Source organism: Halovulum sp. GXIMD14794, from assembly GCF_054457455.1.
In genome coordinates this window covers 968,952-994,592 of the sequence record NZ_JBTLNF010000004.1, presented here as the reverse complement: position 1 = coordinate 994,592, position 25,641 = coordinate 968,952, and the positions used below count along the sequence as shown (strand labels likewise).

29 protein-coding genes are annotated in these 25,641 nt (G+C 64.5%); 18 read left to right on the top strand and 11 right to left on the bottom strand.

Going from position 1 to position 25,641, the window contains the following annotated elements; translation table 11 throughout:
* The first annotated feature begins 81 nt into the window (after window positions 1–81).
* Together ACW9UR_RS11505 and ACW9UR_RS11500 are read left to right on the top strand one after the other, a co-directional pair.
* Entirely contained in the window at window positions 82–1,368 is a 1,287-nt protein-coding gene (locus ACW9UR_RS11505; RefSeq protein ID WP_458917105.1) for a polyhydroxyalkanoate depolymerase, read from the top strand.
* Window positions 1,365–2,087 carry a M48 family metallopeptidase gene (locus ACW9UR_RS11500; protein ID WP_458917104.1) on the top strand — a complete coding sequence of 241 codons (723 nt, stop codon included), beginning with the start codon at window positions 1,365–1,367 and terminating at the stop codon, window positions 2,085–2,087. The genes ACW9UR_RS11505 and ACW9UR_RS11500 overlap by 4 nt, the downstream gene beginning before the upstream one ends.
* Here the strand turns inward: ACW9UR_RS11500 and ACW9UR_RS11495 are convergent, their stop codons facing one another.
* Complete coding sequence (locus ACW9UR_RS11495) at window positions 2,088–2,645, bottom strand: SH3 domain-containing protein (protein ID WP_458917103.1); 558 nt, start codon at window positions 2,643–2,645, stop codon at window positions 2,088–2,090.
* An 88-nt stretch (window positions 2,646–2,733) separates the two neighbouring features.
* Here ACW9UR_RS11495 and ACW9UR_RS11490 point away from each other — a divergent pair, with 88 nt between their 5' ends.
* Entirely contained in the window at window positions 2,734–3,405 is a 672-nt protein-coding gene (locus ACW9UR_RS11490; RefSeq protein ID WP_458917102.1) for a GntR family transcriptional regulator, read from the top strand.
* A 10-nt stretch (window positions 3,406–3,415) separates the two neighbouring features.
* On the opposite strand, the gene lpdA is transcribed toward ACW9UR_RS11490, so the two are convergent.
* Window positions 3,416–4,804: a dihydrolipoyl dehydrogenase gene (gene lpdA, locus ACW9UR_RS11485; RefSeq protein WP_458917101.1), complete on the bottom strand. Its 1,389-nt coding sequence runs from the start codon at window positions 4,802–4,804 to the stop codon at window positions 3,416–3,418.
* A gap of 137 nt (window positions 4,805–4,941) precedes the next feature.
* Here lpdA and ACW9UR_RS11480 point away from each other — a divergent pair, with 137 nt between their 5' ends.
* A complete protein-coding gene (locus ACW9UR_RS11480; RefSeq protein ID WP_458917100.1) occupies window positions 4,942–5,124 on the top strand; it encodes a hypothetical protein in 183 nt (60 codons plus the stop codon).
* Window positions 5,125–5,144: 20 nt separating this feature from the next.
* Here the strand turns inward: ACW9UR_RS11480 and ACW9UR_RS11475 are convergent, their stop codons facing one another.
* From ACW9UR_RS11475 to mdh, 7 genes are all read right to left on the bottom strand, one after another.
* A complete protein-coding gene (locus ACW9UR_RS11475; RefSeq protein WP_458917099.1) occupies window positions 5,145–5,552 on the bottom strand; it encodes an MAPEG family protein in 408 nt (135 codons plus the stop codon).
* A gap of 33 nt (window positions 5,553–5,585) precedes the next feature.
* Window positions 5,586–7,118 (bottom strand): 2-oxoglutarate dehydrogenase complex dihydrolipoyllysine-residue succinyltransferase, encoded by a 1,533-nt coding sequence (gene odhB / locus ACW9UR_RS11470; RefSeq protein ID WP_458917186.1) that lies wholly within the window; start codon window positions 7,116–7,118, stop codon window positions 5,586–5,588.
* A 1-nt stretch (window position 7,119) separates the two neighbouring features.
* Window positions 7,120–10,077, bottom strand: coding sequence for a 2-oxoglutarate dehydrogenase E1 component (locus ACW9UR_RS11465; protein ID WP_458917098.1), 2,958 nt, complete (start codon window positions 10,075–10,077; stop codon window positions 7,120–7,122).
* A gap of 45 nt (window positions 10,078–10,122) precedes the next feature.
* Entirely contained in the window at window positions 10,123–10,821 is a 699-nt protein-coding gene (locus tag ACW9UR_RS11460) for a sulfotransferase family 2 domain-containing protein (RefSeq protein WP_458917097.1), read from the bottom strand.
* Between the two features lie 22 nt (window positions 10,822–10,843).
* Complete coding sequence (gene sucD / locus ACW9UR_RS11455) at window positions 10,844–11,725, bottom strand: succinate--CoA ligase subunit alpha (protein ID WP_458917096.1); 882 nt, start codon at window positions 11,723–11,725, stop codon at window positions 10,844–10,846.
* 72 nt (window positions 11,726–11,797) lie between these two features.
* Window positions 11,798–12,991 (bottom strand): ADP-forming succinate--CoA ligase subunit beta, encoded by a 1,194-nt coding sequence (gene sucC / locus ACW9UR_RS11450; protein ID WP_458917095.1) that lies wholly within the window; start codon window positions 12,989–12,991, stop codon window positions 11,798–11,800.
* A gap of 283 nt (window positions 12,992–13,274) precedes the next feature.
* A complete protein-coding gene (mdh, locus tag ACW9UR_RS11445; protein ID WP_458917094.1) occupies window positions 13,275–14,237 on the bottom strand; it encodes a malate dehydrogenase in 963 nt (320 codons plus the stop codon).
* Window positions 14,238–14,361: 124 nt separating this feature from the next.
* Here mdh and ACW9UR_RS11440 point away from each other — a divergent pair, with 124 nt between their 5' ends.
* Window positions 14,362–15,114, top strand: a complete 753-nt coding sequence (locus ACW9UR_RS11440; RefSeq protein ID WP_458917093.1) for a sulfite exporter TauE/SafE family protein — start codon at window positions 14,362–14,364, stop codon at window positions 15,112–15,114.
* A gap of 4 nt (window positions 15,115–15,118) precedes the next feature.
* On the opposite strand, the gene ACW9UR_RS11435 is transcribed toward ACW9UR_RS11440, so the two are convergent.
* Window positions 15,119–15,424 carry a hypothetical protein gene (locus tag ACW9UR_RS11435; RefSeq protein WP_458917092.1) on the bottom strand — a complete coding sequence of 102 codons (306 nt, stop codon included), beginning with the start codon at window positions 15,422–15,424 and terminating at the stop codon, window positions 15,119–15,121.
* A 198-nt stretch (window positions 15,425–15,622) separates the two neighbouring features.
* On the opposite strand from ACW9UR_RS11435, the gene ACW9UR_RS11430 reads away from it, so the two are divergent.
* The 13 genes from ACW9UR_RS11430 to ACW9UR_RS11370 all read left to right on the top strand — a co-directional run bounded on the left by ACW9UR_RS11430 (window position 15,623) and on the right by ACW9UR_RS11370 (window position 24,938).
* Complete coding sequence (locus ACW9UR_RS11430; RefSeq protein WP_458917091.1) at window positions 15,623–16,534, top strand: HpcH/HpaI aldolase/citrate lyase family protein; 912 nt, start codon at window positions 15,623–15,625, stop codon at window positions 16,532–16,534.
* Between the two features lie 24 nt (window positions 16,535–16,558).
* On the top strand, window positions 16,559–17,119 hold the full coding sequence (locus ACW9UR_RS11425) for an NnrU family protein (protein ID WP_458917090.1): 561 nt from the start codon (window positions 16,559–16,561) through the stop codon (window positions 17,117–17,119).
* 1 nt (window position 17,120) lies between these two features.
* Window positions 17,121–17,324, top strand: coding sequence for a DUF1737 domain-containing protein (locus ACW9UR_RS11420; RefSeq protein WP_458917089.1), 204 nt, complete (start codon window positions 17,121–17,123; stop codon window positions 17,322–17,324).
* A 4-nt stretch (window positions 17,325–17,328) separates the two neighbouring features.
* Window positions 17,329–18,363: a MaoC family dehydratase gene (locus ACW9UR_RS11415; protein WP_458917088.1), complete on the top strand. Its 1,035-nt coding sequence runs from the start codon at window positions 17,329–17,331 to the stop codon at window positions 18,361–18,363.
* Window positions 18,360–19,016, top strand: coding sequence for a sulfotransferase (locus ACW9UR_RS11410; protein ID WP_458917087.1), 657 nt, complete (start codon window positions 18,360–18,362; stop codon window positions 19,014–19,016). Before ACW9UR_RS11415 ends, ACW9UR_RS11410 begins: the two co-directional genes overlap by 4 nt.
* A 109-nt stretch (window positions 19,017–19,125) precedes the next feature.
* Window positions 19,126–19,509 carry a succinate dehydrogenase, cytochrome b556 subunit gene (gene sdhC, locus ACW9UR_RS11405; RefSeq protein WP_458917086.1) on the top strand — a complete coding sequence of 128 codons (384 nt, stop codon included), beginning with the start codon at window positions 19,126–19,128 and terminating at the stop codon, window positions 19,507–19,509.
* A 13-nt stretch (window positions 19,510–19,522) separates the two neighbouring features.
* Window positions 19,523–19,894, top strand: coding sequence for a succinate dehydrogenase, hydrophobic membrane anchor protein (gene sdhD / locus ACW9UR_RS11400; protein WP_458917085.1), 372 nt, complete (start codon window positions 19,523–19,525; stop codon window positions 19,892–19,894).
* A gap of 21 nt (window positions 19,895–19,915) precedes the next feature.
* Window positions 19,916–21,724 carry a succinate dehydrogenase flavoprotein subunit gene (gene sdhA / locus ACW9UR_RS11395; RefSeq protein WP_458917084.1) on the top strand — a complete coding sequence of 603 codons (1,809 nt, stop codon included), beginning with the start codon at window positions 19,916–19,918 and terminating at the stop codon, window positions 21,722–21,724.
* 62 nt (window positions 21,725–21,786) lie between these two features.
* Entirely contained in the window at window positions 21,787–22,056 is a 270-nt protein-coding gene (locus tag ACW9UR_RS11390; protein WP_458917083.1) for a hypothetical protein, read from the top strand.
* Window positions 22,057–22,073: 17 nt separating this feature from the next.
* Complete coding sequence (locus ACW9UR_RS11385) at window positions 22,074–22,466, top strand: hypothetical protein (protein ID WP_458917082.1); 393 nt, start codon at window positions 22,074–22,076, stop codon at window positions 22,464–22,466.
* A 157-nt stretch (window positions 22,467–22,623) separates the two neighbouring features.
* The gene (locus ACW9UR_RS11380) at window positions 22,624–23,388 is read left to right on the top strand and encodes a hypothetical protein (protein WP_458917081.1); all 765 of its coding nucleotides are present in this window, start codon (window positions 22,624–22,626) and stop codon (window positions 23,386–23,388) included.
* 28 nt (window positions 23,389–23,416) lie between these two features.
* On the top strand, window positions 23,417–24,196 hold the full coding sequence (locus tag ACW9UR_RS11375) for a succinate dehydrogenase iron-sulfur subunit (protein ID WP_458917080.1): 780 nt from the start codon (window positions 23,417–23,419) through the stop codon (window positions 24,194–24,196).
* A gap of 10 nt (window positions 24,197–24,206) precedes the next feature.
* Window positions 24,207–24,938 carry a hypothetical protein gene (locus ACW9UR_RS11370; RefSeq protein ID WP_458917079.1) on the top strand — a complete coding sequence of 244 codons (732 nt, stop codon included), beginning with the start codon at window positions 24,207–24,209 and terminating at the stop codon, window positions 24,936–24,938.
* On the opposite strand, the gene ACW9UR_RS11365 is transcribed toward ACW9UR_RS11370, so the two are convergent.
* Window positions 24,923–25,621, bottom strand: coding sequence for a hypothetical protein (locus ACW9UR_RS11365; RefSeq protein ID WP_458917078.1), 699 nt, complete (start codon window positions 25,619–25,621; stop codon window positions 24,923–24,925). The two genes, ACW9UR_RS11370 and ACW9UR_RS11365, sit on opposite strands and share 16 nt — an antisense overlap.
* Window positions 25,622–25,641 lie beyond the last annotated feature (20 nt).

The window sequence follows — 25,641 nt, the reverse complement described above, 5'->3', positions numbered from 1 at the left end:
GTGCGAAATACCTTGATGCGGTGCAGAAGCGGGCTTAGTTCTAAACAGGTAACGTACGCACTAATGCATGAGAGGCCCGGCATGCTGTATCACGCCTACGAGATGACCCATGCTGCGATCTCACCGATGCGCAACGCGGCCCGGATGACGCGCGACATGCTCACCAGTCCGATCAACCCGATGGCGGATACCTACTCGGCCCGTACCACGGCGGCAATGTGCGAGATGTTCATTTCGGCCACGCGTCGGTACGGCAAGCCCGAGTGGAACCTCGAACCGGTGATGATTGACGGGGTTGAAACGCCTGTCGAGCCCGAGCCGGTTTATGAGATGCCGTTCTGTACCCTGTTGCGGTTCCGCCGCGATGGCGCGCACATCTCTCGGCGCAACGATCCCAAGGTGCTGATCATCGCGCCGATGTCCGGTCACTACGCCACGCTGCTGCGCGGTACGGTGCAGTCCATGGTTGCCGAGCATGATGTCTACATCACCGACTGGACCGATGCGCGCGACGTGCCGGTCAGCGATGGTCGCTTCGACCTCGAGGATTTCACCGAGTATCTGATCGAGTTCTGCCAGTTCCTGGGCGAGGATGGCTCGCGGCCGGCGGTTATGGGCGTGTGTCAGCCGGGTGTGCCGGCGCTGGTGGCCGCGACGTTGATGGCAGCCGATGAAGATCCCGCGCGGCCCTCGTCGCTGATCCTGATGGGTTCGCCCATCGACACCGCCTGCAATCCGAAAAAACCGAACGAGCTGGCGACACAGAACCCGCTCGGCTGGTTCGAGCGGAACGTGATCACTCAGGTGCCCTGGCCCAACAAGGGCTTCCTGCGCCGGGTCTACCCCGGTTTTCTGCAGCTGACCGGGTTCATGGCGATGAACCTCGACCGTCATACCGATGCGCACCTTCAGCACTTCAACAACCTGGTGAAGGGCGACGGGGACAGCGCCGCCTCGCACCGGGACTTCTATGACGAGTACATGGCGGTCATGGACCTGGCCGCGGAATTCTATCTGCAGACGATCGAACGTGTTTTCCAGAAACGTCTGCTGGCCACGGGCCGCTATGAGCATCGCGGCGAGCGGATCGATCCCGGCGTGGTCTCGGACATCGCCGTGATGACCGTCGAGGGCGAGAAGGATGACATCACCGGACTAGGCCAGACCGAGGCGGCGCACCGCCTGCTGACCGGGTTGCCCGAGACCCTGCGTGCGCACTACGTCCAGAGCAAGGTGGGGCACTACGGTGTGTTCAACGGCTCTCGCTGGCGCAGCGAGATCCAACCTCGGATCCGCGACTTCGTGCGCAGTCATTATTCCGACGCGGCCACGGCGGGCTCCAACGTGACGCGGTTCCCCGCCGCGTGAGAGCTTTGCTGCGGCGGGCCGAACCGGTTCCACCGGTCATTGAGCTCGACGATCCCCATGTGACCGTCGCGATCCGGCAATCAGCCCGGGCAAAGCGACTGACCTTGCGACTCGCGTCCGGAACCGGGCGATTGACGCTGACGGTACCGCGCGGAGTGCCGGTGTCCGAGATGCGGCGCTTCCTTCATGCGAATCGGCAATGGATCGAAAGCCGGACCGCCGCGCTTCCCGACGTGCAGGTGCCCGCACCCGGGCTCCGACTGACGGTTGGCGGCGAACAGCTCACGCTACGGCAGGGACGCGGGCGTCGGATCATCCGACAAGGGGACGAGGTCTTCGTGCCAGGTGACGACGCCCGGTTCCTGGGTGCTGTTCAGGGGTGGCTGAAGGAACGGATGCGGGAGGAAGCGCGCGCCTCGCTGGATCGGTATTCCGGAGCGCTGGGGCTGCCCTATGCGCGGCTGACGCTCCGCGATCCGCGCTCACGTTGGGGGTCATGCACGTCCGAAGGGAACATCATGTTGTCCTGGCGGCTGATCCTCGCGCCGCCCAATGTGCTGGACTATGTCGCCGCGCACGAGGTGGCGCACCTGGCCGAGATGAACCATTCCCCTGGGTATTGGCGGACGTTGGCGGGTCTTCTGCCGGGATACGAGGAGCCACGGCAATGGCTGCGGGCGCACGGCGCGCAGCTTCACCGCTATCGCTTCCAGTGCTGATCAATTCGCGGCGAGCTGCTCGGGAGTGCTGAAATAGTTGCCGTGAATCCAGGCGTCGGCGTTGCCTTCAATCACGACCTGAACCCAGATCCCGTCTGTCTTGCCGGTGACCGGCAACCGGTCGTTTTGCGTGGCGCGGCCAACCACCGGGAATCGGGTCCCAGGGCCCTTGCGAAGGTTGACCGACTGGCCGGTCACGCGGCCCTTGTCGAGGAGGTCCTGAGGAGCGGGCTGCTGGATCTTGGGCAAACCGGAACTGTCGCCCGCGGTCGTGAAGACGACGGTCTCGAGTTTGGCTTGCTGAATCTGCGGAAGTTTGGCGCGGGTCCGTACAGCTGCTGTTTCGGCTTCCGGCGGTGCCTGATCGGCGACTGAATCGTTGAGGACCGCGCTGATCATCAAGCTGTCAGCTGTACTATCTGCGGCAGCAGCCAGCAGAACAGGCTCCTCGATTTCGGAATCATCTTTTGTAGACAGGTCAGTAGCGCTTAGTATTAATGCACCACCGATGACACTTGCCGTCGTCCAGTTTACGAAGTCGGAATAGAAGTCCGCCATTGTCTTTCCCCACGCCCCTCTTGAAGATACCAGATACCCGCTCGGACCTCATTGATTCTTGTGCCCTGACCTATGCAGGAAATGCGTTATGATTGTGCACACTTCGGGACCATTTAAGTCCGAACGCCCACAAAAGGACAAAGGTTCCACCCATGAGTTGATCTATCGCCGGTTGCGCACGCGTGTGCTGCACGGCGAGGTTCTCCCGGGGGATTCGATGACCATTCGGGGAATCGCGGCGGAGTTCGGCGTCTCCATGACCCCCGCGCGGGAAGCTGTACGGCGGCTGTCGGCGGAAGGCGCGCTGACCTTGTCCAGCACTGGGCGGATCACCACGCCGATCCTGTCGAACGAGCGCATCGAGGAACTGGCCGCTTTGCGCGGGCTGCTGGAGCCGGAACTGGCCTCGCGGGCGCTGCCGCGGGCGCATATTGCGCTGATCGACCGGATGGAGGACGTGAATCGGCAGATTCACGTGGTGCTGGGGTCGGGGGATGCGATCAACTACGTCCGGCTGAACCTGGAGTTTCACCGGATCCTCTACCTGCGCGCGCAGGCCCCGGCGATGCTGGCGCTGGCGGAATCGGTCTGGTTGCAGCTGGGGCCGTCGATGCGTTCGCTTTATTCGCAGGATCGGCGCAGCGTGGTGACGGAAAGTCACCTGAAGATCATCCAGGCGCTGCGGGCCGGGGACGAGCCCGGCCTTCGTGTCGCGGTGCGGGCCGACGTCACCGCCGGCCTGCGCATGCTGCTCAGCTGAGGCGGTTGCCTCAGGCGTGGATCGCGCCGTCGCCGCAGGCGAGTGCTGCTTCGCGCACGGCTTCCGAGAACGTCGGGTGCGCGTGGCACGTCCGGGCGATATCCTCGGCGGCGGCGCCGAATTCCATGCCGACGCAGATCTCGTGGATCAGGTCGCCCGCGTAGGGGCCGATGATGTGCGCGCCCAGAACCCGGTCGGTCTCCTTGTCGGCCAGGATCTTCACGAAGCCGTCGCCCGCGAAATAGGACTTGGCCCGTGCGTTGCCCATGAACGGGAACTTGCCGACCTTGTAGGCGCGGCCCTCTTCCTTCAGCTGCTCCTCGGTCTTTCCGACCGCCGCAACCTCGGGGAAGGTGTAGATCACGCTGGGGATCACGTCGTAGTTCACGTGGCCCGCCTGACCGGCAATACGCTCGGCGACGGCCATGCCCTCGTCCTCGGCCTTGTGGGCCAGCATCGGGCCGACAACCACGTCGCCGATCGCCCAGACGCCCTCGACCCCGGTGGACAGGTGGTCGTCCACCTTCACCTGGCCACGCTCGGTCAGTGCGACGCCCACCTTGTCGAGGCCAAGCCCTTCGGTGTAGGGGCGGCGGCCGGTCGCGACCAGCACGACATCGGCATCGACCGTGGTCTCTTCGTCGTTTTTGCGCGCCTTGTAGGTGACCTTCAGCTTGGATTTCAGCTTCTCGACCGACTGCACGGCGGCGCCCATCACGAACTCCAACCCCTGCTTTTTCAGCATCCGCTGGAAGGTCTTCTGGATCTCGCCGTCCATGCCGGGGGTGACGTGGTCGAGGAACTCAACGACGGTTACGTCAGAACCCAGCCGCGAATAGACCGAGCCAAGCTCGAGCCCGATCACGCCCGCGCCGATGACGACCATTTTCTTCGGCACCGACTTCAGTTCCAGCGCGCCGGTCGAGGTGACGACGCGTTCCTCGTCGATCTCGATCCCCTTCAGCGGCGTCGGCTCGGAGCCGGTGGCGATCACGATGTGCTTCGCCTCGTGCACATCGTCGCCGACCTTGACCTTGCCCTTGGCTTCGATCGTGCCGTGGCCCTTCAGCCAGTCGACCTTGTTCTTCTTGAAAAGGAACTCGACGCCCTTGGTGTTCGATTCGACCGTCGACTGTTTGTATTCCAGCATCTTCGGCAGATCGATCGAGGGCTTGCCGCCCACCAGGCCCATCTCGTCGAAATGGGTGATTGCCTCGTGGTAGTTGTGGCTGGCCTTCAGCATCGCCTTCGACGGGATGCAGCCCACGTTCAGGCAGGTGCCGCCAAGCGTCTCGCGCGATTCGACGCAGGCGGTCTTGAGGCCAAGTTGCGCGCAGCGGATCGCGCACACGTAGCCGCCCGGCCCGCCGCCGATCACGATCACGTCGTAGCTTGCCATGCTGTCTCCTTCCTCCGGCTGGGGCCGGAATTGTGTTCGATTGTCATAATTGCAGGCCATTCAACTTGGAATTGCCTTGAAGTGTGCACGAAACCGGCGAACCCGGTCGTCATACCAAGGTCACAGCGAAACGGAGCGTGACGATCATGGCCTTCTTGAACACCACCACCGCCAAATGGGCCCTGCTGAGCGTCTGTCTTGTTGTCGGTTTTCATATCGGCGGCACCGCGGGCGATGTCATCGGTTTGATCGAGGCGCCAGCTACCACTGAGGCTTCGGGTGCCCCCGTAGCCGAACGGCTTGCCGAATTGCGCGACTGACGCACCGATTTGCCTGCCCGCTACCATAGCGCGACCAAGAGCATCAGGGTGGTCGCGCCCAGCCCCACGGACCAAACCACCGAGCGCCAAGGCGTCAGCCCGAACGCATAGGCTGGGACATAGGCCACCCGCGCCGCGAGGTAGATCCAGGCGCAGGCCAGGGTCAGGGCCGAGCTTTTTCCACTCAGCACCACCACCAGCACGGCGATGGTGAACAGGATCAGCCCTTCGAAGTGATTGCTCATCGCCCGGTGCAGCCGCCCCGTCCGGGGGCTGAGCTGCGAGGCGATTTCGGTGTCGCGCGGCCCGAGGGTGCGCGCGGTGCCCAGTTCCAGATTGGCGGGCACCGCCATGAGGATCACCTGGACCACCTGCCAGAGCGCGGCGAGCGTCAGGACGGTCAGCTCGGGTCCGGCTGTCGTTTCCATGATCTCGCGGCGCTCCGGGCAGAGGGGTCTGCCTTACAGGTCCATCAGCAGGCGGCGGGGGTCTTCCAGCGCCTCTTTCACGCGCACCAGGAAGGTCACGGCGCCCTTGCCGTCGACGATCCGGTGGTCGTAGCTGAGCGCCAGATACATCATCGGACGGATGACGATCTGGCCGCCCACGACCATCGGTCGTTCCTGGATCTTGTGCATCCCCAGAATCCCCGACTGCGGCGGGTTCAGGATCGGCGAGGACATCAGCGAGCCGTAGACGCCGCCGTTCGAGATGGTGAAGCTGCCGCCCTGCATCTCGGCCATGGACAGCTTGCCGTCGCGCGCCTTGGCGCCCAGCTCGTTGATGCGCTTCTCGATGTCGGCAAAGCTCATCTGGTCGGCGTCGCGCACCACCGGAACCACCAGGCCGGTCGGAGTGCCCACCGCGATACCCATGTGGACGTAGTTCTTGTAGACCACGTCGGTGCCGTCGATCTCGGCGTTGACCTCGGGGACTTCCTTAAGCGCGTGGCAGCAGGCCTTGGTGAAGAAGGACATGAAGCCCAGTTTCACGCCGTGCTTCTTCAGGAACAGGTCCTTGTACTCGTTGCGCAGCTCCATCACGCCGGTCATGTCCACCTCGTTGTAGGTGGTCAGCATGGCGGCGGTGTTCTGCGCATCCTTTAGGCGACGCGCGATGGTCTGGCGCAGGCGCGTCATGCGCACGCGCTCTTCGCGGGCGGCGTCGTCGGCCGATACGGGACCGCGCGGAACCGCTGCGGGCTGCGGCGCGGCGGCGGGTGCAGGCGCGGCCTGGCCGGGCTGAGCGCGCAACGCGTCCTCCTTCATCACGCGGCCATCCTTGCCGGAGCCCTGTACCTGGCTCGGGTCGATGCCCTTTTCCTCGAGGATCTTCCGGGCGGAGGGCGCGTGTTCGATGTCCTTGCCGCCGGCGCTGGTCGTCGCTTCCGGCGCGGCTGCAGGCTGCGAGGTTTTCGGCGCGGCTTCGCCCGGCGCGGCACCAGCGCTGATCACTCCCAGCTTGCCGCCAGCCTCGACGGTCGCGCCGTCGCTGGCCAGGATCTCGGAAAGGACACCGGCCGCGGGGGCGGGCACTTCGACCGAAACCTTGTCGGTTTCCAGCTCGCAGAGCATCTCGTCGGCCTGAACCGCATCGCCGACCTTCTTGAACCAGGTTGCGACGGTAGCCTCGGTCACGCTCTCGCCGAGCGCGGGGACCATCACGTCGACCGCGGTGCCGGTGTCGCCCGAGGCGGCAGGCGCGTCGGACTTGGCTTCTTCGGCCTTGGCGGCGGGCTTGGCTTCGCCGGAAGAAGCGCCCTCGGAGACAGTCGCCAGCAGGGCGTCCACGCCGACGGTCTCGCCTTCCTTGGCGACGATTTCCTCAAGCGTTCCTGCGACCGATGATGGTACCTCGACGGTCACCTTGTCGGTTTCCAGCTCGCAGAGCATCTCGTCGACGGCGACGCTGTCGCCGGGTTTCTTGAACCAGGTTGCAATGGTCGCCTCGGTGACGCTCTCGCCCAGCGTGGGTACGCGAATCTCAGCCATCAGTTCAGTCCTTCTTGCCTGTCAGGGCGTCGTTCACCAACGCGTCCTGCTGTGCCTTGTGTTCCCGGGCGAGGCCGGTGGCGGGCGAAGCCGAGGCGGCGCGGCCCGAATAGGCCGGTCGCTTCCACTTGGCGCCGATACGGCCCAGCACCCATTCGATGTTCGGTTCGACGAAGGTCCAGGCGCCCTGGTTCTTGGGCTCTTCCTGGCACCAGACGACCTCGGCCTGGGGGAAGCGCTTAAGCTCTGCCGAAAGGCTCTGTGCGGGGAACGGGTAGAACTGTTCCAGCCGCAGCAGGTAGACATCTTCCAGACCCAGCTCGTCGCGGGCCTCCAGCAGGTCGAAGTAGACCTTGCCCGAGCAGATCACAACGCGGCGGATCTTGTCGTCCTCACGCAGGACGGTGTCGGAGTTGCCCTGCTGCGCATCGTCCCACAGGCAGCGGTGGAAGCTGGAACCGGTCGACATTTCCTCGAGCGTGCTGACGGCTTTCTTGTGCCGCAGCAGCGATTTCGGCGTCATCATCACCAGCGGCTTGCGGAAGCTGCGGTGTAGCTGGCGGCGCAGGATGTGGAAATAGTTCGCCGGGGTCGTGCAGTTGGCGACGATCCAGTTGTCCTCGGCGCACATCTGCAGGAACCGCTCAAGACGCGCCGAGCTGTGCTCGGGGCCCTGGCCCTCGTAGCCGTGTGGCAGCAGCATCACGAGGCCCGACATGCGCAGCCATTTCTTCTCGCCGGACGAGATGAACTGGTCGATCATGATCTGCGCGCCGTTGGCGAAGTCGCCGAACTGGGCTTCCCACAGCGTCAGCGCGTTCGGCTCGGCCAGCGAGTAGCCATACTCGAACCCGAGCACCGCGTATTCCGAGAGCATCGAGTCGACCACCTCGTAGGAGGCCTGCTCGCTCGAGATGTGGTTTAGCGGCAGGTACCGCTCTTCGGTTTCCTGGTCGATGATGCCCGAGTGCCGCTGGCTGAACGTGCCGCGGGTCGAGTCCTGACCGGACAGGCGAACCGGGTAGCCCTCGGTCAGCAGCGTGCCGAAAGCCAGCGCCTCGGCCGTGGCCCAGTCGATGCCCTGGCCGGTCTCGATCATCTCCTGCTTGGCCTTCAGCATCCGCTCGACGGTGCGGTGCGGCTTGTAGCCGTCGGGCAGACGGGTGAGGGCGGCGCCGACTTCCTTCAGGCGCTCCATCTTCACCGCGGTCTTGCCGCGCTGATACTTGGTGCCCTGCTTGTCGAGATGCGACCAGCGCCCGTCCAGCCAGTCGGCCTTGTTGGGCTTGAACTCCTTACCGGCCTCGAACTCTTCGTTCAGGTGGGCCTGGAAGGCGGCCTTCATGTCCTCGATCTCGCCCTCGGGGATCAGCCCGTCACGGATCAGCCGCTCTGTGTAGAGCTGGAGTGTCGTCTTGTGCGTCTTGATCGCCTTGTACATCAACGGCTGGGTGAACATCGGCTCGTCACCCTCGTTGTGGCCGAAACGGCGATAGCAGAACATGTCGAGAACGACGTCCTTGCCGAACTTCTGCCGGTACTCCGTCGCCACCTTGGCTGCGTGGACCACGGCCTCAGGATCGTCGCCGTTCACGTGGAAGATCGGCGCCTCGACCATCAGCGCAATATCGGTCGGGTATGGGCTGGAGCGCGAGTTGTGCGGCGCCGTGGTGAAGCCGATCTGGTTGTTCACGACGATGTGGATCGTGCCGCCGGTGCGATGCCCCTTCAGGCCCGACAGGCCGAAGCACTCAGCGACGACGCCCTGACCCGCGAAGGCCGCGTCGCCGTGCAGCAGCACGGGCAGCACCTGCGTGCGCTCGGTGTCGTTGAGCTGGGCCTGCTTGGCGCGGGCCTTGCCGATCACGACCGGGTTCACCGCTTCGAGGTGGCTGGGGTTCGCGGTCAGCGACAGATGCACCACGTTGCCGTCGAACTCGCGGTCCGATGAGGCGCCGAGGTGGTATTTCACATCACCCGAGCCTTCGACCTCGTCCGGTTTGAAGCTACCGCCCTGGAACTCGTTGAAGATCGCCTTGTAGGGCTTGCCCATCACGTTCGCCAGGATGCTGAGGCGACCACGGTGAGGCATCCCGATGACGATTTCCTTCACGCCCAGGCTGCCGCCACGCTTGATGATCTGTTCCATCGCGGGAACCAGCGCCTCGCCGCCGTCGAGGCCGAAGCGCTTGGTACCGGTGTACTTGACGTGCAGGAACTTCTCGAAGCCCTCGGCCTCGACCAGCTTGTTCAGGATCGCCTTGCGGCCTTCGCGGGTGAAGGCGATCTCCTTGCCGTAACCTTCGATCCGCTCTTTCAGCCAGGCGGCCTGCTCGGGGTCCGAGATGTGCATGTACTGCAGCGCGAAGGTGCCGCAGTAGGTGCGCTTAAGGATCTCGAGGATCTCGCGCAGGGTGGCGGTCTCGAGGCCAAGGACCATGTCGATGAAGATCGGCCGGTCCAGGTCGGCATCGGTGAACCCGTAGGTCTTCGGGTCGAGCTCGGGGTGATCGGTCGGATCGGTCAGGTTCAGCGGGTCCAGGTCCGCAGCCAGGTGACCGCGGATGCGGTACGCGCGGATCAGCATTAGCGCGCGAAGGCTGTCGACAACGGCGCGCTTGATCTGTTGATCGGTGACCTCGACGCCCTTCTCGGCGGCCTTGGCCTGAACTTTCTGGGTCGCATTGCCGACCGGATCCTCGGCCCACTGGCCGTCGAGCGCGGCGGTCAGCTCGTCATTGGGCACCGGCGGCCAGTCGGCGCGGGCCCAGGAGGCACCGATCGCCTCGCGCTGGATGTCGCGCTCGTCCTCGGCCAGCGAGGCGAAGAACTGGCGCCAGCTTTCGTCCACCGCCTGCGGGTTCTGCGCATAGCGCGCGTAAAGCTGGTCGACGTAAGCGGCGTTGTGTCCTTGCAGGAAGGACGAGGAACGGAACGCCTCGTTCGGGGATTGGTCGGTCATTTCGGGGCTCCTGGTATCTTGGCGCCGCTGTCTTCGGGGCGGGGGTCAGGCCGTTGCATGGACAGGCTCCCTTTCCTCGAAACGATAGCCAAAGCGTGCAAGCGCGTGCCGGTGGTCATGGCCCACCTTGGCACGCATGTCGTCGTCGTAATAGGCACTGTAGGGTTCCGGCGGCTTGAACCACTGGGATTTGAACCGCGGCAGCCGCGCCGCGTCGTCAGGCAGGCCGAGCCGCCGGGCGATGCGGGCGACGTCGTCTTGAAGCGTCTCGTAGCGTATCACGTCATGCACCACGGGCAGGCCTGCGATGGTATAGATGTAGCGGTCGGACTTGGCGCGCCGCGCGGCGTACCAGTCGGAAAAGGCTTCGCGCCGCTCGGGCAGGGGCGCGCGCAGAAGCGACTCGTTCTTCCGGTGGAAATAGACGAACCGGGCGACCATCTGCTCGAACGGATTGCGGACGCTGGTGAAGCGGAACGAGCGCAGCCAGCGTGCAATGCCCATGCGCCGCATGACGTCCCAGGCAGCCATGTGGGCGTGCCAGGTCGCGGCCTGTTTCTCGGCCTTGCCCCGCCGGCATCCGATGACGCCGGCGGAGGTCACGATCTCGGGGCAGTATTCCACCGGCTGATGCCGGGCCGGATCGTCCACGCAGTAGCGTTCGAAGAAGGCCTCGATCGAGGTCGAGGCCGTCTTGAACGTCTTGAGATAGACGAACCGGTGTGTATGCGAGACCAGCGTCATGCGCAGGCCCCCTCCCCAATTGCTAGCCGATGGCTTTGAGAACCGCTTCGCCCAGGCCTGCCGGGCTGTCGGCGACGACGATACCGGCGGATTTCATCGCCTCGATCTTGTCCTCGGCGCCGCCCTTGCCGCCGGCGACGATCGCACCGGCGTGGCCCATGCGGCGGCCCGGAGGTGCCGTGCGGCCGGCGATGAACCCGGCGATCGGCTTGGCGCGGCCGCGCTTGGCTTCGTCCTTGATGAACTGCGCGGCCTCTTCCTCGGCGGCGCCGCCGATCTCGCCGATCATGATGATCGACTCGGTCTCGTCATCGGCCAGCAGCAGTTCCAGCGCGTCGATATGCTCCATGCCCTTGATCGGGTCGCCGCCGATGCCGATGCAGGTCGACTGGCCGAGGCCCGCAGCGGTGGTCTGCGCCACGGCCTCGTAGGTCAGGGTGCCCGAGCGGCTGACGACGCCGACGCTGCCGCGGCGGTGGATGTGGCCGGGCATGATCCCGATCTTGCAGGCGTCAGGAGTGATGACACCGGGGCAGTTCGGACCGATGAGGGTCGAGTTCGAGCCTTCCAGCGCGCGCTTGACCTTCATCATGTCGAGCACCGGGATGCCTTCGGTGATGCAGACGATCAGCTCCATCTCGGCGTCGATTGCCTCGAGGATCGCGTCAGCCGCGAAGCTGGGCGGAACGTAGATCGCGGTCGCGTCGGCCTTGGTAGCCTCGCGCGCCTGCGCCACGGTGTCGAAGACGGGCAGACCGATATGGGTGCTGCCGCCTTTGCCTGGCGTGACGCCGCCGACCATCTTGGTGCCGTAGGCGATGGCCTGTTCCGAGTGGAAGGTGCCCTGCGAGCCGGTCAGGCCCTGGCAGATGACCTTGGTGTTTTCGTCGACGAGTACGGCCATGTTGGCGTTCTCCTGATTCTGTGCGCGGCCGAGCCGTGCAATTCGTGTCCAGGCTGCTCGGGAGAGCGCCGCTTAACCCTTGACCGCCTTGACGATCTTCTCGGCCGCATCCGACAGGTCGTCGGCGGCGATCACGTCGAGGCCGGAAGTGTTGATGATCTCCTTGCCCTTTTCGACGTTGGTGCCTTCGAGGCGGACCACCAGCGGGACCTGCAGGCCGACTTCCTTGACCGCGGCGACCACGCCCTCGGCGATGACGTCGCAGCGCATGATGCCGCCGAAGATATTCACCAGGATACCCTTCACGTTCGGGTCCGAGGTGATGATCTTGAAGGCTTCGGTTACCTTGTCCTTGGTGGCGCCGCCGCCGACGTCGAGGAAGTTCGCGGGCTCGGCGCCGTAGAGCTTGATGATATCCATCGTGGCCATGGCCAGGCCCGCGCCGTTGACCATGCAGCCGATCTCGCCATCGAGGGCGATGTAGTTCAGGTCGAACTTGGAGGCGGCCAGTTCCTTGGGATCTTCCTCGGTCTCGTCACGCAGCGCGAGGATCCCGGGCTGGCGGTAGAGTGCGTTCGAGTCGAAGCCCATCTTGGCGTCGAGGCACTTGAGGTTGCCGTCCGTGGTGATGATCAGCGGGTTGATCTCGAGCATCTCCATGTCGCGCTCGATGAACATCTTGTAGAGCGTGTTGACCAGCGCGACGCACTGCTTCACCTGCTGGCCTTGAAGGCCCAGGGCAAAAGCGACGCGGCGACCGTGGAATCCCGAGATGCCGCTGGCCGGATCGACCGAGAAGCTGAGAATCTTGTCGGGCGTGTTCGCGGCGACTTCCTCGATATCCATGCCGCCCTCGGTCGAGCAGACGAAGGATACGCGCGACGAGCCGCGGTCGACCAGCAGCGCAAGGTAAAGTTCGCGCTCGATGTCCGAGCCGTCTTCGATGTAGATGCGGTTGACCTGCTTGCCCGCCGGGCCGGTCTGGTGCGTGACCAGCGTGCGGCCGAGCATCTTCTGAGCTTCCTCGGCAGCCTCTTCGACCGACTTGGCCAGGCGCACACCACCTTTTTCACCGGCCTGCTCTTCCTTGAAGCTGCCCTTGCCGCGTCCGCCGGCGTGGATCTGCGCCTTGACGACCCAGAGCGGCCCGTCCAGCTGGCTGGCAGCGGTCTTGGCTTCCTCGGCGCGCATGACGGGTACGCCTTCCGAAACGGGGGCGCCGTATTCGCGAAGAAGCTGTTTGGCCTGGTACTCGTGGATGTTCATGGGTTGCCGGTCCTCTCGCTTTTTGCGACCCGGCGGGTGGTCCCGCGTGGGTCCTTGGCCCTCCCATAGGCATATAGGGGGCAGCCTGCAAAGGAAAATCCGGCAGCAATTGTGGGATTTGGGCAGGTTTCCGCCCGTTGTGATCACAGGCTGAAATTTTGTGATCACATATCCGACGGATAGTGGCGCGAGGCCGCTTCGGCCGGAGCTGGCGGGGGCGAATCACCTCGCCCCAGCCCGTGTCTCAAATGAAGGGGGCCGCCGAAGCGACCCCCTGGGAAGATCAGGCGAGCGACTCGTCGATTTCCTTGCAGGCCGCGACAAGGCCCTTCACCGAGTCGATCGATTTGTCGAGCATCGCCTTCTCGTCGCGATCCAGCTTGATTTCGATGACCTTCTCGATGCCGTCGGCGCCGATCACCGTCGGCACGCCGACGTAGATCCCCTTAAGGCCGTAGGGACCGTTCACTTCGGCCGCGCAGGGCAGAACGCGCTTCTGGTCCTTGAGGTAGGCCTCGGCCATCTCGATCGCCGAGGCGGCGGGGGCGTAGAAGGCCGAGCCGTTGCCCAGAAGCTTGACGATCTCGGCGCCGCCGTCACGGGTGCGCTGCACGATGGCGTCGATCTTCTCCTGGCTCGACCAGCCCATTTCTACCAGGTCCGGCAGCGGGATGCCGGCGACGGTCGAATAGCGGGTCAGAGGAACCATCGTGTCGCCGTGGCCGCCCAGCACGAAGGCCGAGACGTCCTTGACCGAAACCTCGAATTCCTCTGCCAGGAAGTAACGGAAGCGGGCGCTGTCCAGGATGCCGGCCATGCCGCAGACCTTGTTCGCGGGCAGGCCCGAGAATTTCTGCAGGGCCCAGACCATCGCGTCGAGCGGGTTGGTGATGCAGATCACGAAGGCGTTTGGCGCGTGGGCGGCGATGCCTTCGCCGACCGATTTCATGACCTTGAGGTTGATGCCCAGAAGGTCGTCGCGGCTCATGCCCGGCTTGCGCGGCACGCCGGCGGTCACGATGCAGACGTCTGCGCCGGCAATGTCGGCATAGTCGTTGGTGCCCTTGAGCTTGGCGTCATAGCCGTCCACCGGCGAGCTTTCGGCGATATCCAGCGCCTTGCCCTGCGGCGTGCCCTCGGCGATGTCGAACAGGACGACGTCGCCAAGTTCCTTCATCGCGGCGAGGTGGGCCAGGGTTCCCCCGATCTGGCCCGCCCCGATAAGCGCGATTTTGGCTCGTGCCATGGTGTTCTCTCCGGTAACAGGTTGCGTCGGGGCCTTGGCGTATCGGCAAAAGGTCGTTATCGCAAGACGCATCGCCGTCGCGCCCGCGACGGCACGACCGGGCGTCCTGCCCGAGGGGACATTCGTGGATCTCACGCTGACCTTTTTCCTGGCCACCGTGCCGGCCGTCATTTTGTCGGGCGTTTCCAAGGGTGGTTTCGGGTCCGGTGCCGGCTTTGCCGCGACGCCGCTGCTGGCGCTGGTGCTGGAGCCGACTCAGGCCGTCGTTCTGATGTTGCCCCTGCTGATGATCATGGACGTGACCGCGCTGCGCGCCTGGTGGGGCAAGTGGGACCGGGATTGTGCGCGCCTGCTGATTCTGGGCGGATTGATCGGCATCGCGCTGGGCGCGGCACTGTTCACGGTGATCTCGGACGACGTGTTGCGGGTGCTGATCGGGGTGATCGCCGTCGGTTTCGTCGCGTGGCAGTTGTTGAAATCCCGCCTGTCCGACGAGTTCGCCCAGCGGCGCGCGGGGTCCGCGTCTGGGGTGTTCTGGGGTGCGGTGACCGGCCTGACCAGTTTCGTCAGCCATGCCGGAGGGCCACCGGCATCCGTGTTCCTGCTGGGGCGAGGTCTGGACAAATCGCGGTTCCAGGGCACGACGGTGATCGTATTCGCCGTGGTGAATGCGCTCAAATTTTTCTGCTACATCGCGATGGGCCTGTTTGGCGGGACTACGGCCCTTGCGGTCGCGATTCTCGCGCCAGTGGCGGTCCTGGGCACCATGCTGGGGGTCTGGGCGCACCGGATTGTGCCGGAGAGTGTGTTCTTCATGACGCTCTACGTTCTGCTGGCGATCACCGGGACGCGCCTGATCTGGGTCGGACTGACCTGAGGTCTCACGCCGGTTCGGCGGCCACCTGCTTCACCGCCGGGACGGTATGCCAGGTCGCGCCCGCCGCAACCAGGCAGGCACGACCGTCGGGTCGGGTCAGCAGGATTGTCCAACTCCCGGTTTCCGACGAAGCGAAAACCTCGACCAATCCGTGTTCGCCCTGCAGACCCCCGCCCGTACGCTCCTCCCCAAACACATGTTGCAGGCGGTCGATCACGCCATCCCTTTCACCGCAAGCGTCGGGAGAGGCGAGACCAGGCCCGGCGATACCGGTCACGACGGTGAAAATGATCGGCAGAGAGGTACGCATGTTCGGTTAGCCTTTCCTTGCGGGCGCGGCTGCCCGAGTTGTTCCCAGCCTTGACGCCAAGCTGCGAAATTCCCGTTAACCTTGCGTGCGCTACGCGCCGGATGACGCGATGGTCCCGGCCAAGGACATGGAAACACTTCGTGATGACAACGTGTTATGCGTGTGCGCTGCTTGCATTCGTCTTTCTGGCGGAATAAAATGTTGCACCGCAAAAATTTTGCGGTGCGGCGACACAGTCAGGAGGTCCTGCGGGTGAATCCTTATCGCTCAGTGCTCTACATGCCGGGTTCCAACGCACGCGCGCTGGAAAAGGCGCGCAGTCTTCCGGCGGATGCCCTGATCCTTGACCTCGAAGATGCCGTATCTCCCGATGCGAAGACCGAGGCGAGGGGCCTTGTCGCCGGCGCGGTGGCGGAAGGCGGTTATGGCGCCCGGCGTCTGATAGTGCGGATAAACGGTCTCGATACGCGTTGGGGGGCCGAGGATCTGGAAGCTGCGCTCTCGGTCCGGCCCCATGCGATCCTTCTGCCGAAGATCTCTCGTGCGCGGGATGTCGCGGTGGTCGCGGACACGCTGTCCGCGGCAGACCCGAATCATCCGACGGCCCTTTGGGCGATGATCGAAACGCCGCAGGGCGTCCTGAACGCGGCCGAGATCGCCCGCGCGCCGCGGATGGAAGGGTTCGTCCTTGGCACCAACGACCTCGCAAAGGACCTGCGCTGCCGCACACGTGGCGATCGGCTGCCGCTGATCGGAGCGCTGTCGCAGACCCTTTTGGCGGCGCGTGCAGCGGGTATCATGTGCATCGATGGGGTCTACAACGCCTTCAAGGACGACGCCGGGCTGCGCGCAGAGTGCGAGCAAGGCAGGGATCTGGGTTTTGACGGCAAGACGCTGATCCATCCCGCCCAGATCGCGATCGCCAACGACGTTTTCGCTCCAACCGAGGCCGAAATCGCCGAGGCGAAACGCCAGGTCGAGGCTTTCGACGCTGCGCTAGCGCGGGGCGAGGGCGTCGCCGTACTTGATGGCAAGATCGTCGAGAACCTGCATGTCGAGACCGCCCGCCAGACGCTTGCCAAGGCGCAGGCGATTGCGGATATGGACTGAGAACCGCAAGCGGCGGAGGGTGCGATGGCAGTTCTGATCCTTGGCGTGGCTCTATGGTGGGCGGCGCATCTCTTTAAGCGGGTGATGCCCGCGCAACGCGCCGCCCTTGCGGAACGGATGGGCGATGCGTCGAAGGGGATCGTAGCGGTGGCGTTGCTGCTGTCGGTCGTCCTGATGGTGATCGGCTACAGGTCCAGCGATTTCGTGTTCGTGTGGGAGCCGCCGGTCTGGCTGCGCCATCTGAACAACCTGCTGATGTATATCGCGGTCGTGCTGTTCGGCATGGGGTCGTCGAAGGGCCGGATGCGCGCTTGGTTCCGGCACCCGATGCTTCTGGGCTTTGCCACATGGGCAGGCTCGCACCTGCTGGTGAATGGCGATCTGTCGTCGATAATCCTCTTCGGTGGCCTTCTGGCCTGGGCAGTGTTGGAGATCCGGATAATCAATGCGGCCGACCCCGACTGGGCCCGCCCCGAGCCGGGACCGGCCAAGGGCGATATCCGACTTCTCATCATCGCCGCGGTGCTGTTTGTCATCATCGGCCTGATCCACGGCTGGATCGGCCCCTCGCCATTCGGAGCCTGACATGCGCGCCTATCGCCTACTGACCGAGGAAGACACCTCGGCTTTCTGCCACAAGGTCACAAAGGCCCTCGATCAGGGGTGGGAGCTTTACGGCGACCCGCAATACGCCTTCGATGCGGCAAACGGGATCATGCGATGCGCCCAGGCGGTCATCAAGGACGTCGAGGGCGACTATGACCCTGACGTGAAGCTTGGGAGCCTGTAAGCGGATGAGCAAGACGAACCCCGGTCACTTCTTCGAAGATTATCGACTGGGCCAGGTGTTCGAACATGCCACGCCGCGCACGCTGACCGACGGGGACCGGGCGCTTTACACCGGGCTTTATCCGACGCGCTTCGCGCTCTATTCGGCAGACAGCTTCGCCCATGCCTGCGGCTTGCCCCGGAGCCCGATCGAGGATCTGGCTGTGTTCCACACGGTGTTCGGCAAGACAGTGCCGGACATTTCGCTGAATGCGGTTGCAAACCTCGGCTATGCCGAAGGGCGCTTCCTGTCGCCCGTCTACTCAGGAGAGACGCTGAGCGCGCGCTCGGAAGTGATCGGGCTCAAGCAGAACTCCAACGGCAGGACGGGGATCGTCTGGGTCCGTACCTCGGGCCATGCCGAGGATGGGCGCACCGTGCTGGAATACTGCCGCTGGGTGATGGTCCGCAAACGCGATCCTATGGCGGCTTGCCCCGAGACGCTGGTTCCGACACTTGCCGATGCGGTGCCGGCGCAGGGTCTGGTCGTTCCCGAGGGGCTGGACTTCTCTGCCTACAACGACGCGCTGGCCGGCTCGCCGCACCGGTTCGACGACTACGAGATCGGCGAGCTGATCGACCATGTCGACGGCGTGACCATCGAGGATGCCGAGCACATGATCGCAACGCGCCTCTGGCAGAACACGGCCAAGGTGCACTTCGACACCGGCGTGCGGGAGGACGGCAAGCGGCTGATCTACGGCGGCCACGTCATCAGCCTTGCAAGGGCTTTGTCGTTCAACGGGCTGGCGAACGCGCAGGTGGTGGCCGCGATCAACGCAGGCGCGCATGCAAACCCCTGTTTCGCCGGAGATACCGTGTTTGCCTGGTCCGAGGTTCTAGACAAAGCCGAGACCGCGCGGCCGGACGTCGGCGCGCTGCGCCTACGCCTCGTCGCTACGCGCGGCAAGGCAGAGCCGGGGCAGCTACGTGGGCCGGATGCCAAGTATCTTGGCCATGTCCTGCTTGACCTCGACATTTGGGCGCTGGTCCCGCGGTGACGCGGGGCGCGGGATCCGGGGGCAACGACAAGCCCCGCAAGCGCAAGGTTTGCGTTGTCGGATTCCAGAAGACCGGAACCACGTCGATGGACGTTGCGCTCGGCCGCCTCGGCTATGACGTGGGCGAGGCCTGGCCGGTCATCAACAAAGCCTTGCGAAAATTGGACCCGGAGGATCCGCAGATCGACGAGGTGGTGACGCGCCTGGCCGTGAAACAACTGAAGCGGCACGACGCGATCCAGGATTCGCCCTGTCCCTTCGTGTTCGAGGCGTTCGATAGCGCCTTTCCCTGCTCGAAGTTCATCCTGACCACCCGGCCAGTCGAGGACTGGCTCGAGAGCGTGAGGGATTACTTCCCCGACCGCGCCTCGCCTCTGCGGCGTTGGATGTACGGTGTGGACAACCTGCGCGGGGCGGAGAATCGGCTTGCCGAAGTTTACCTGCGGCAAAACCAGCGCATCAGGGACTACTTCGCGGACCGCCCGGCCGACCTGCTGGAGCTGGATCTTGCGCGGGGCGGCGGCTGGTACGAGTTGGTGGAATTCCTCGGCCCGGACATGCTGCCGCCGTTTCCGAAGAGCAATGCGCGGGCCGGTTGGCTCGGTCCGGAGGCCCGCGCAGTCATGAAACGATTGTGGGCGGCGCTTCCGTGACGTATGACGCATCTGCGAAAAGCGGCTCTCCGTCGCGGGGGCTGCGAATGCGGGACGAATGCACTAATGTTCCCGCAAAATCAGAGGTACAGCCTTTACGGGAGCCCCCATGGCAGACGTGAACCGCGGCAATCGCCCCCTTTCGCCCCACCTGACCATCTATCGTCCGCAGTGGACATCGATGACGTCGATCCTGACGCGGATCACCGGGAACGCGCTGCTGGTGACGGGGCTTCTGATCGTCTGGTGGTTCATCGCGGCCGCGACCTCGGAAAGCGCGTTTGCCACTGCAGACTTCGTCCTGACCTCGTGGTTCGGCGATCTGGTGATGTTCCTGTCGTTGCTGGGCGTCTGGTATCACTTCCTCGCCGGGCTTCGGCATCTCTACTGGGATAGCGGCCGCGGGCTGGAGCTCGAGACCGCCGAATTGCTGGGCAAGGGCTGTGTCATCGGCTCGGTCGTCCTGACCCTGCTCACAATCATTATCGTCTGAGGGGGACCGGATCATGGCATTCCTGACCGCACGCAAGCGCGCCGAAGGCATGGGCGCTGCCGGGGGCGCGACCGAAGCACACTGGAACATGACGATCAGTTCCGTTGCGCTGGCGATCCTGACACCGCTCTTCATCCTCAGCTTCGGCTCGATCCTCGGCGCGCCCTACGAAGAGGTCGTCGCCTATTATTCCCGCCCCTATCCCGCGATCGTCGCGGCGCTGTTCTTCGCCGTCGGCTTCATGCACTTCAAGAACGGCGTGAAGGTACTGATCGAGGATTACGTGGGTGGCTTTGCCCGCGAGGTCTGGATCATCGCCATGACCTGCCTCTCCTACGCCGCGGCCGCGGTGGCCTTGTTCGCCATCGCCCGCCTGGCCCTCTGATTTCCGAAGGAGCATCCCGGGATGTCCGCATACGAATACGTCGATCACACCTATGATGTCGTGGTGGTGGGCGCCGGCGGGTCCGGCCTGCGCGCGACCCTCGGCATGGCGGAGCAGGGGCTGCGCACCGCCTGCGTGACCAAGGTGTTCCCGACCCGCTCGCACACCGTGGCTGCACAGGGCGGGATCGCCGCCAGCCTGGGCAACATGGGCCCGGACCACTGGCAGTGGCACATGTACGACACGGTGAAGGGCAGCGACTGGCTGGGCGACACCGACGCAATGGAGTACCTCGCGCGAGAGGCGCCCAAGGCCGTCTACGAACTTGAGCACTATGGTGTGCCCTTCAGCCGCACCGAAGAAGGCAAGATCTATCAGCGCCCGTTCGGCGGCCACACCACCGAGTTCGGCGAAGGCCCCCCGGTGCAGCGCACCTGCGCCGCCGCGGACCGCACCGGCCACGCCATCCTGCACACGCTCTACGGCCAGTCGCTGAAGCACAACGCCGAGTTCTTCATCGAGTACTTCGCCATCGACCTGATCATGGCCGAGGACGGCTCGTGCCAGGGCGTGATCGCGTGGAAACTGGATGACGGTACCATTCACCGCTTCAACGCCAAGATGGTCGTGCTGGCGACCGGCGGATACGGCCGCGCTTACTTCAGCGCCACCAGTGCGCACACCTGCACGGGCGACGGCGGCGGCATGGTCGCGCGCCAGGGCCTGCCGCTGCAGGACATGGAGTTCGTGCAGTTCCACCCGACCGGCATCTACGGCGCCGGCTGCCTGATCACCGAGGGCGCGCGGGGCGAGGGCGGTTACCTGACCAACTCGGAAGGCGAGCGCTTCATGGAGCGCTATGCGCCGACCTACAAGGATCTGGCGTCGCGCGATGTGGTTTCGCGCTGCATGACCATGGAGATCCGCGAAGGGCGCGGTGTTGGCGATCAGAAGGATCACATCCACCTGCATCTCGACCATCTGCCGAAAGAGGCCTTGGCCGAGCGTCTGCCGGGGATTTCCGAGTCGGCCAAGATCTTCGCCGGTGTCGACGTCACGAAAGAGCCGATCCCGGTTCTGCCGACCGTGCACTACAACATGGGCGGTATTCCGACGAACTATTGGGGCGAGGTTCTGAACCCGGTGCCGGGTGACGAGGACCGCGTTCTGCCCGGCCTGATGGCCGTCGGCGAGGCTGGTTGTGCCAGCGTGCATGGTGCGAACCGCCTGGGCTCGAACTCGCTTATCGACCTGGTGGTCTTTGGCCGCGCGGCCGCGATCCGCGCCGGCGAGGTGGTTGACCGGGACAGCGCGAACCGCCCGCTGAACACGGCCTCGGTCGAGAAGGCGATGGACCGCTTCGACAAGTTGCGCCATGCCGACGGCGCTACGCCGACTGCCGAGTTGCGCCTGACCATGCAGAAGACAATGCAGGAAGAGGCTGCCGTCTTCCGCACCAGCGAAACGCTGAAAGCCGGTGTCGAGCGCATGGCGAAGGTCGCCGAGGGCGTAGCCGATCTGAAGGTCACCGACCGTTCGCTGATCTGGAACAGCGACCTGATGGAAACGCTGGAGCTGACCAACCTGATGCCCAACGCCCTGACCACCGTGGTCTCGGCCGAGGCGCGCAAGGAAAGCCGCGGCGCGCATGCGCACGAGGATTTCCCGGACCGCGACGACGAAAACTGGCGCAAGCACACGCTCGCCACCGTCGCCGAGGACAACACCGTCACGCTCAGCTACCGTTCGGTGCATCTCGACCCGCTGACCGAGGAGGAAAAGGGCGGGATCGAGCTGAAGAAGATCGCGCCGAAAGCGCGCGTTTACTAGGTATATTCGGGCCGTCCGGGCAACCGGTCGGTCCGCTGACAGCAGTGAAAGGATCTTTCAGCATGTTCGCCATCAGCCGTGTCGCCGCCGGGGCAGTTTCCGTCCTGACCCTTGCCGCCTGCGAGCCCATGCCCGCTGCGGATGCCGAAGCACCCGCTGCTGCCGACGCGTCGGCCACGCAGGCCGCCGCCGCAACGGGTGAGGTCCCTATGCCCGCCGGGCTCAGCTCGGACGAGCGGCTGATCTGGAACAGCCTTACGCCGTCGGCGAAACAGGCTGCGGCCGATTACATCGCCTCGGGTGGGACACTGACCCAGTTCGTCGCAATCTGAGGTCTAGGGGCATAGCCATGAAGCCAGCCATAACCGCGTTGATCTGCCTCGCCGTTGCCGCGTGTGGCGGCCCGAAGCAACAGATCGCGTTCACCTCGCAGCAGGAACAGGCCTGCTACGAGCGTGTCAGCGCGAGCCTTCCGGAAGGGCGGACGCTTCAGCGCAATGCCGATGGCTGGTTCATGGAAGTCACGACGGTGAATGCCCAGGTCCGCGATGTCAGGACGTCGGCCGCGTTCAACCAGTGCATGGCGACGATCGTGCCTGAGAATGCGATCTCCGACATGGGCACGATCACCTTCTCGCCGCAGGACCAGGCGATCTGGGACAGCCTGACAGACGACGCCAAGCGCGATGCTCTGATCTATATGCGGGGCGGCGGGACGCTGCAGGAATTCGTCGCTTTGTGAGGTGGAGACCGGTTTGAGCCTGATCACCACGCCACATGACAGCTCCCAGCCAGGAGCGCGCGCTCAGAAGCGTAGCGCTCCGGTTTCGCTTGAGCTGCCGGTACCGGTTGCAGGTCTGGGCCGAGTCCTCGGTCTGCCGCGATCCGGGAACCATGCTGTGATCAAGTGGCTGCTGCGAAATCTGCCACAGAAGAACACCGTATTCCTGAACAACTGCACGCCGTTCGCGGACCCGTTCGCGCACAATGGCGAGGTCGAGGTCAACGGAACGCGCTGCCGCTCGCGGATGCGCGACCTGGGTCACTCCGGCCCCGCAGCGGATGCGATAGAAGGCGAAGCCCCTGCCTTTGTGCTGGTAAGCTATGAGCGCTGGGTTCCGGGGATGGAGACGACCGGCACCGGAGGTCTTTCCGGCGAACTGGACGAGCGTGGCTTCGCCTTCGAGGTGCTGGTCTACCGGGGCTTCCTCAACTGGCTGGCCTCGCTTGTCATGCTGCAGCGGCGCAAAGTCGAGGCAGGAAGGTCCAAGCCAGAGCCTGCCCGGCAGATGATCGAACAGCAGCTTGCGCGCTACGAAGGCGTGCTCCGTTCGGTCGGCGGTGGTCGGGATGACCCGCGCACCCCGGTCTGCTACGACCGCTGGTTCGAGTCCGCGGACTACCGCGCCGAGCGCCTTGCCGCGCTTGGCTTGCCGGTCCGCGACAACCGGCTCGGGCGGGTCAGCCCCTATGGTGGCGGATCGTCCTTCGAACAGGTCAAGCGGGGGCAGGATCTGAGTGCCGGAGATCGCTGGCAGGCGATGATGCCGGACCCGGAATACCGCGCATGGCTTGCAAAGGCGGCGCAGAACGAGTCATTCATGGCGGCGCTGGCTGCCGTTTTCCCGACCGATGCCGACATCCTGTCGGCCGAGCGGGTGTGAAACGAGACGCAGGATCGAGGATCGGACCATGGTCGAATTTACGCTTCCCAAGAACTCCCGCATCACGGTCGGCAAGACCTGGCCGAAGCCCGAGGGCGCGACCAACGTGCGGACGTTCAAGATCTACCGTTTCGATCCGGATTCGGGCGCGAACCCGCGCGTCGACACCTATTTCGTAGACCTCGATCAGTGCGGACCGATGATCCTGGACGCGCTGATCAAGATCAAGAACGAGATCGATCCGACTCTGACCTTCCGCCGTTCCTGCCGTGAGGGGATCTGCGGGTCCTGTGCGATGAACATCGACGGGATCAACACCATCGCCTGTACCTATGGCATCGACGAAGTGCAGGGCGACGTGAAGATCTATCCGCTGCCGCACATGCCGGTGGTGAAGGACCTGGTGCCGGACCTGACGCATTTCTACGCCCAGCACGCCAGCATCATGCCGTGGCTGGAAACCAAGTCGAACACTCCCGAGAAGGAATGGCGCCAGTCGATCGAGGATCGCCGCAAGCTGGACGGTCTCTATGAATGCATCATGTGCGCCTCGTGCTCGACCTCGTGCCCGAGCTACTGGTGGAACGGCGACCGCTACCTCGGCCCGGCCGCCCTGCTGCACGCGCACCGCTGGATCGTCGACAGCCGTGACGAGGCGACGGGCGAACGGCTTGATCAGCTGGAAGATCCGTTCAAGCTGTACCGCTGCCATACGATCATGAACTGCACCAAGACTTGCCCGAAGGGTCTGAACCCGGCCAAGTCGATCGCGGACATCAAGAAGAAGATGGTCGAGCGCCGGCTCTGATCGGCAGCCGATGCTGGACTATCCCGGCTTCTGCTACCTGGACGTCGAGAAGACCGGGTCCACCTTCATTCGCGCGTTTCTCGCGCGGCACGCGAAGGCGGCGCCGCGCTGCGACGTCAAGCACCGCCCTCCGCGCTACGCGCACCGGTGGCGAAAGCTGTATTTCGCCTCGGCGCGGTCTCCGGCGGATCAGTATGTCTCGCTCTACACCTTCGGGTGCGAGGGCAAGGGCATCTTCCGGATCAACCTGGATCGCACCGGGGCGCCGATCGTCGAGGCTTATGATGCGACCCAGGCCGGGTTCGAGCGCTGGATCGATGCTGTCACAGGGCCGGGGCGCCAGGCGCTGCTGCCGCCCTCGCTGCTGCCCTATCATTCGCCCTATCTCGGGATCATGGGTACGCGGTTCCTGAGGCTCTGTCTGCCTCGCGCGCGCCGGCGCATGCCGCGCTTTTCGAATGCCCGGGGCATTGCGGCTGCCTATTCCCGGTCGGGTCTGCCCCGCGCCGTGATCCGGCAGGAGCATCTGAATGCCGGACTCGCCGCGCTGGTGCGTGGGCCACTCGCGCGCCATCTGAAAGACCCGGAGGCGGCGCTGGCGGAACTGGATCGTCCGGAGCGGATCAACAGTTCCGACCGAAGCCAGCCAGTTTCGGTCGAGGCTCTTCCGGAGGAGTTGCGCGCGCAGATTGCGTCAGTGGAGTGGTTCCACCGCGACGTGCTGGGCTACCCGGCGGTCTGAGGCGTAACCATCTCGTAGTCGAAGTTGCGGAAGTCGTCCGCATAGACCTCGTTCACGAACGCCACGTGGTCGGGGTTCTTCATCAGGTCTTCGGCTTCCTTGCGCTTGCGGTCGCCTCGGTTCAGGTCGTGCCGCACCTGTTCGACGGGTACACCCAGTTCCGGCAGGATGCGACGCACGTCATCCTCGTAGTTTTCGAAGCGGATCAGGTGCAATTGCTTGCGCGGGATACCCTGCACGAAGCTGGATTGCGTGCCCAGCCCGATCTCATGAGAATAGCCGGGCATGAAATCGCGCACGAACTCATGGAAGTCTTCGAGCGTGCGCTTCGGCTTCACCTTTCCGAACAGGAAGCTGGTTCCGCGAACGCCGCCGCGGTCCTGGGCGAAGAACTCGCGATAGACCGAATGCGTCCACGTGTAGGGGTTCCGGATCACCGCTAGGAATTTCCACTGGTCGACCTGGTTTCTCAGACGTGGAGGGAAGCCGCCGACGTTCGAGTTGAACTTGGAATGCTGCACGCCGCGGAAGTGCCAGGTGCCCTGGAAGCCTTCGCCGCCTTGCCGCGTTTCCTTCTCGCGAAACTCGGGGTCGGTGTAAGGGGCGAACTGATGGGTCAGTGACGTGCCGCCCGTCTTGTAGATGTGGATGAACGCGAGCTTCAGCTCGGTCATGATCATCATGCTGGTGCACCTCCCGGAGC

What these genes read in the sequence shown, in the direction of transcription:
- ACW9UR_RS11505 (WP_458917105.1), top strand. Translation starts at nt 82, where the DNA reads ATGCTGTATCACGCCTACGAGATGACCCATGCTGCGATCTCACCGATG.
- ACW9UR_RS11495 (WP_458917103.1), bottom strand. Translation starts at nt 2,645, where the DNA reads ATGGCGGACTTCTATTCCGACTTCGTAAACTGGACGACGGCAAGTGTC.
- ACW9UR_RS11490 (WP_458917102.1), top strand. Translation starts at nt 2,734, where the DNA reads ATGATTGTGCACACTTCGGGACCATTTAAGTCCGAACGCCCACAAAAG.
- lpdA (WP_458917101.1), bottom strand. Translation starts at nt 4,804, where the DNA reads ATGGCAAGCTACGACGTGATCGTGATCGGCGGCGGGCCGGGCGGCTAC.
- ACW9UR_RS11475 (WP_458917099.1), bottom strand. Translation starts at nt 5,552, where the DNA reads ATGGAAACGACAGCCGGACCCGAGCTGACCGTCCTGACGCTCGCCGCG.
- ACW9UR_RS11465 (WP_458917098.1), bottom strand. Translation starts at nt 10,077, where the DNA reads ATGACCGACCAATCCCCGAACGAGGCGTTCCGTTCCTCGTCCTTCCTG.
- ACW9UR_RS11460 (WP_458917097.1), bottom strand. Translation starts at nt 10,821, where the DNA reads ATGACGCTGGTCTCGCATACACACCGGTTCGTCTATCTCAAGACGTTC.
- sucD (WP_458917096.1), bottom strand. Translation starts at nt 11,725, where the DNA reads ATGGCCGTACTCGTCGACGAAAACACCAAGGTCATCTGCCAGGGCCTG.
- sucC (WP_458917095.1), bottom strand. Translation starts at nt 12,991, where the DNA reads ATGAACATCCACGAGTACCAGGCCAAACAGCTTCTTCGCGAATACGGC.
- mdh (WP_458917094.1), bottom strand. Translation starts at nt 14,237, where the DNA reads ATGGCACGAGCCAAAATCGCGCTTATCGGGGCGGGCCAGATCGGGGGA.
- ACW9UR_RS11435 (WP_458917092.1), bottom strand. Translation starts at nt 15,424, where the DNA reads ATGCGTACCTCTCTGCCGATCATTTTCACCGTCGTGACCGGTATCGCC.
- ACW9UR_RS11430 (WP_458917091.1), top strand. Translation starts at nt 15,623, where the DNA reads ATGTTGCACCGCAAAAATTTTGCGGTGCGGCGACACAGTCAGGAGGTC.
- ACW9UR_RS11425 (WP_458917090.1), top strand. Translation starts at nt 16,559, where the DNA reads ATGGCAGTTCTGATCCTTGGCGTGGCTCTATGGTGGGCGGCGCATCTC.
- ACW9UR_RS11420 (WP_458917089.1), top strand. Translation starts at nt 17,121, where the DNA reads ATGCGCGCCTATCGCCTACTGACCGAGGAAGACACCTCGGCTTTCTGC.
- ACW9UR_RS11415 (WP_458917088.1), top strand. Translation starts at nt 17,329, where the DNA reads ATGAGCAAGACGAACCCCGGTCACTTCTTCGAAGATTATCGACTGGGC.
- sdhC (WP_458917086.1), top strand. Translation starts at nt 19,126, where the DNA reads ATGGCAGACGTGAACCGCGGCAATCGCCCCCTTTCGCCCCACCTGACC.
- sdhD (WP_458917085.1), top strand. Translation starts at nt 19,523, where the DNA reads ATGGCATTCCTGACCGCACGCAAGCGCGCCGAAGGCATGGGCGCTGCC.
- sdhA (WP_458917084.1), top strand. Translation starts at nt 19,916, where the DNA reads ATGTCCGCATACGAATACGTCGATCACACCTATGATGTCGTGGTGGTG.
- ACW9UR_RS11390 (WP_458917083.1), top strand. Translation starts at nt 21,787, where the DNA reads ATGTTCGCCATCAGCCGTGTCGCCGCCGGGGCAGTTTCCGTCCTGACC.
- ACW9UR_RS11385 (WP_458917082.1), top strand. Translation starts at nt 22,074, where the DNA reads ATGAAGCCAGCCATAACCGCGTTGATCTGCCTCGCCGTTGCCGCGTGT.
- ACW9UR_RS11375 (WP_458917080.1), top strand. Translation starts at nt 23,417, where the DNA reads ATGGTCGAATTTACGCTTCCCAAGAACTCCCGCATCACGGTCGGCAAG.
- ACW9UR_RS11370 (WP_458917079.1), top strand. Translation starts at nt 24,207, where the DNA reads ATGCTGGACTATCCCGGCTTCTGCTACCTGGACGTCGAGAAGACCGGG.
- ACW9UR_RS11365 (WP_458917078.1), bottom strand. Translation starts at nt 25,621, where the DNA reads ATGATGATCATGACCGAGCTGAAGCTCGCGTTCATCCACATCTACAAG.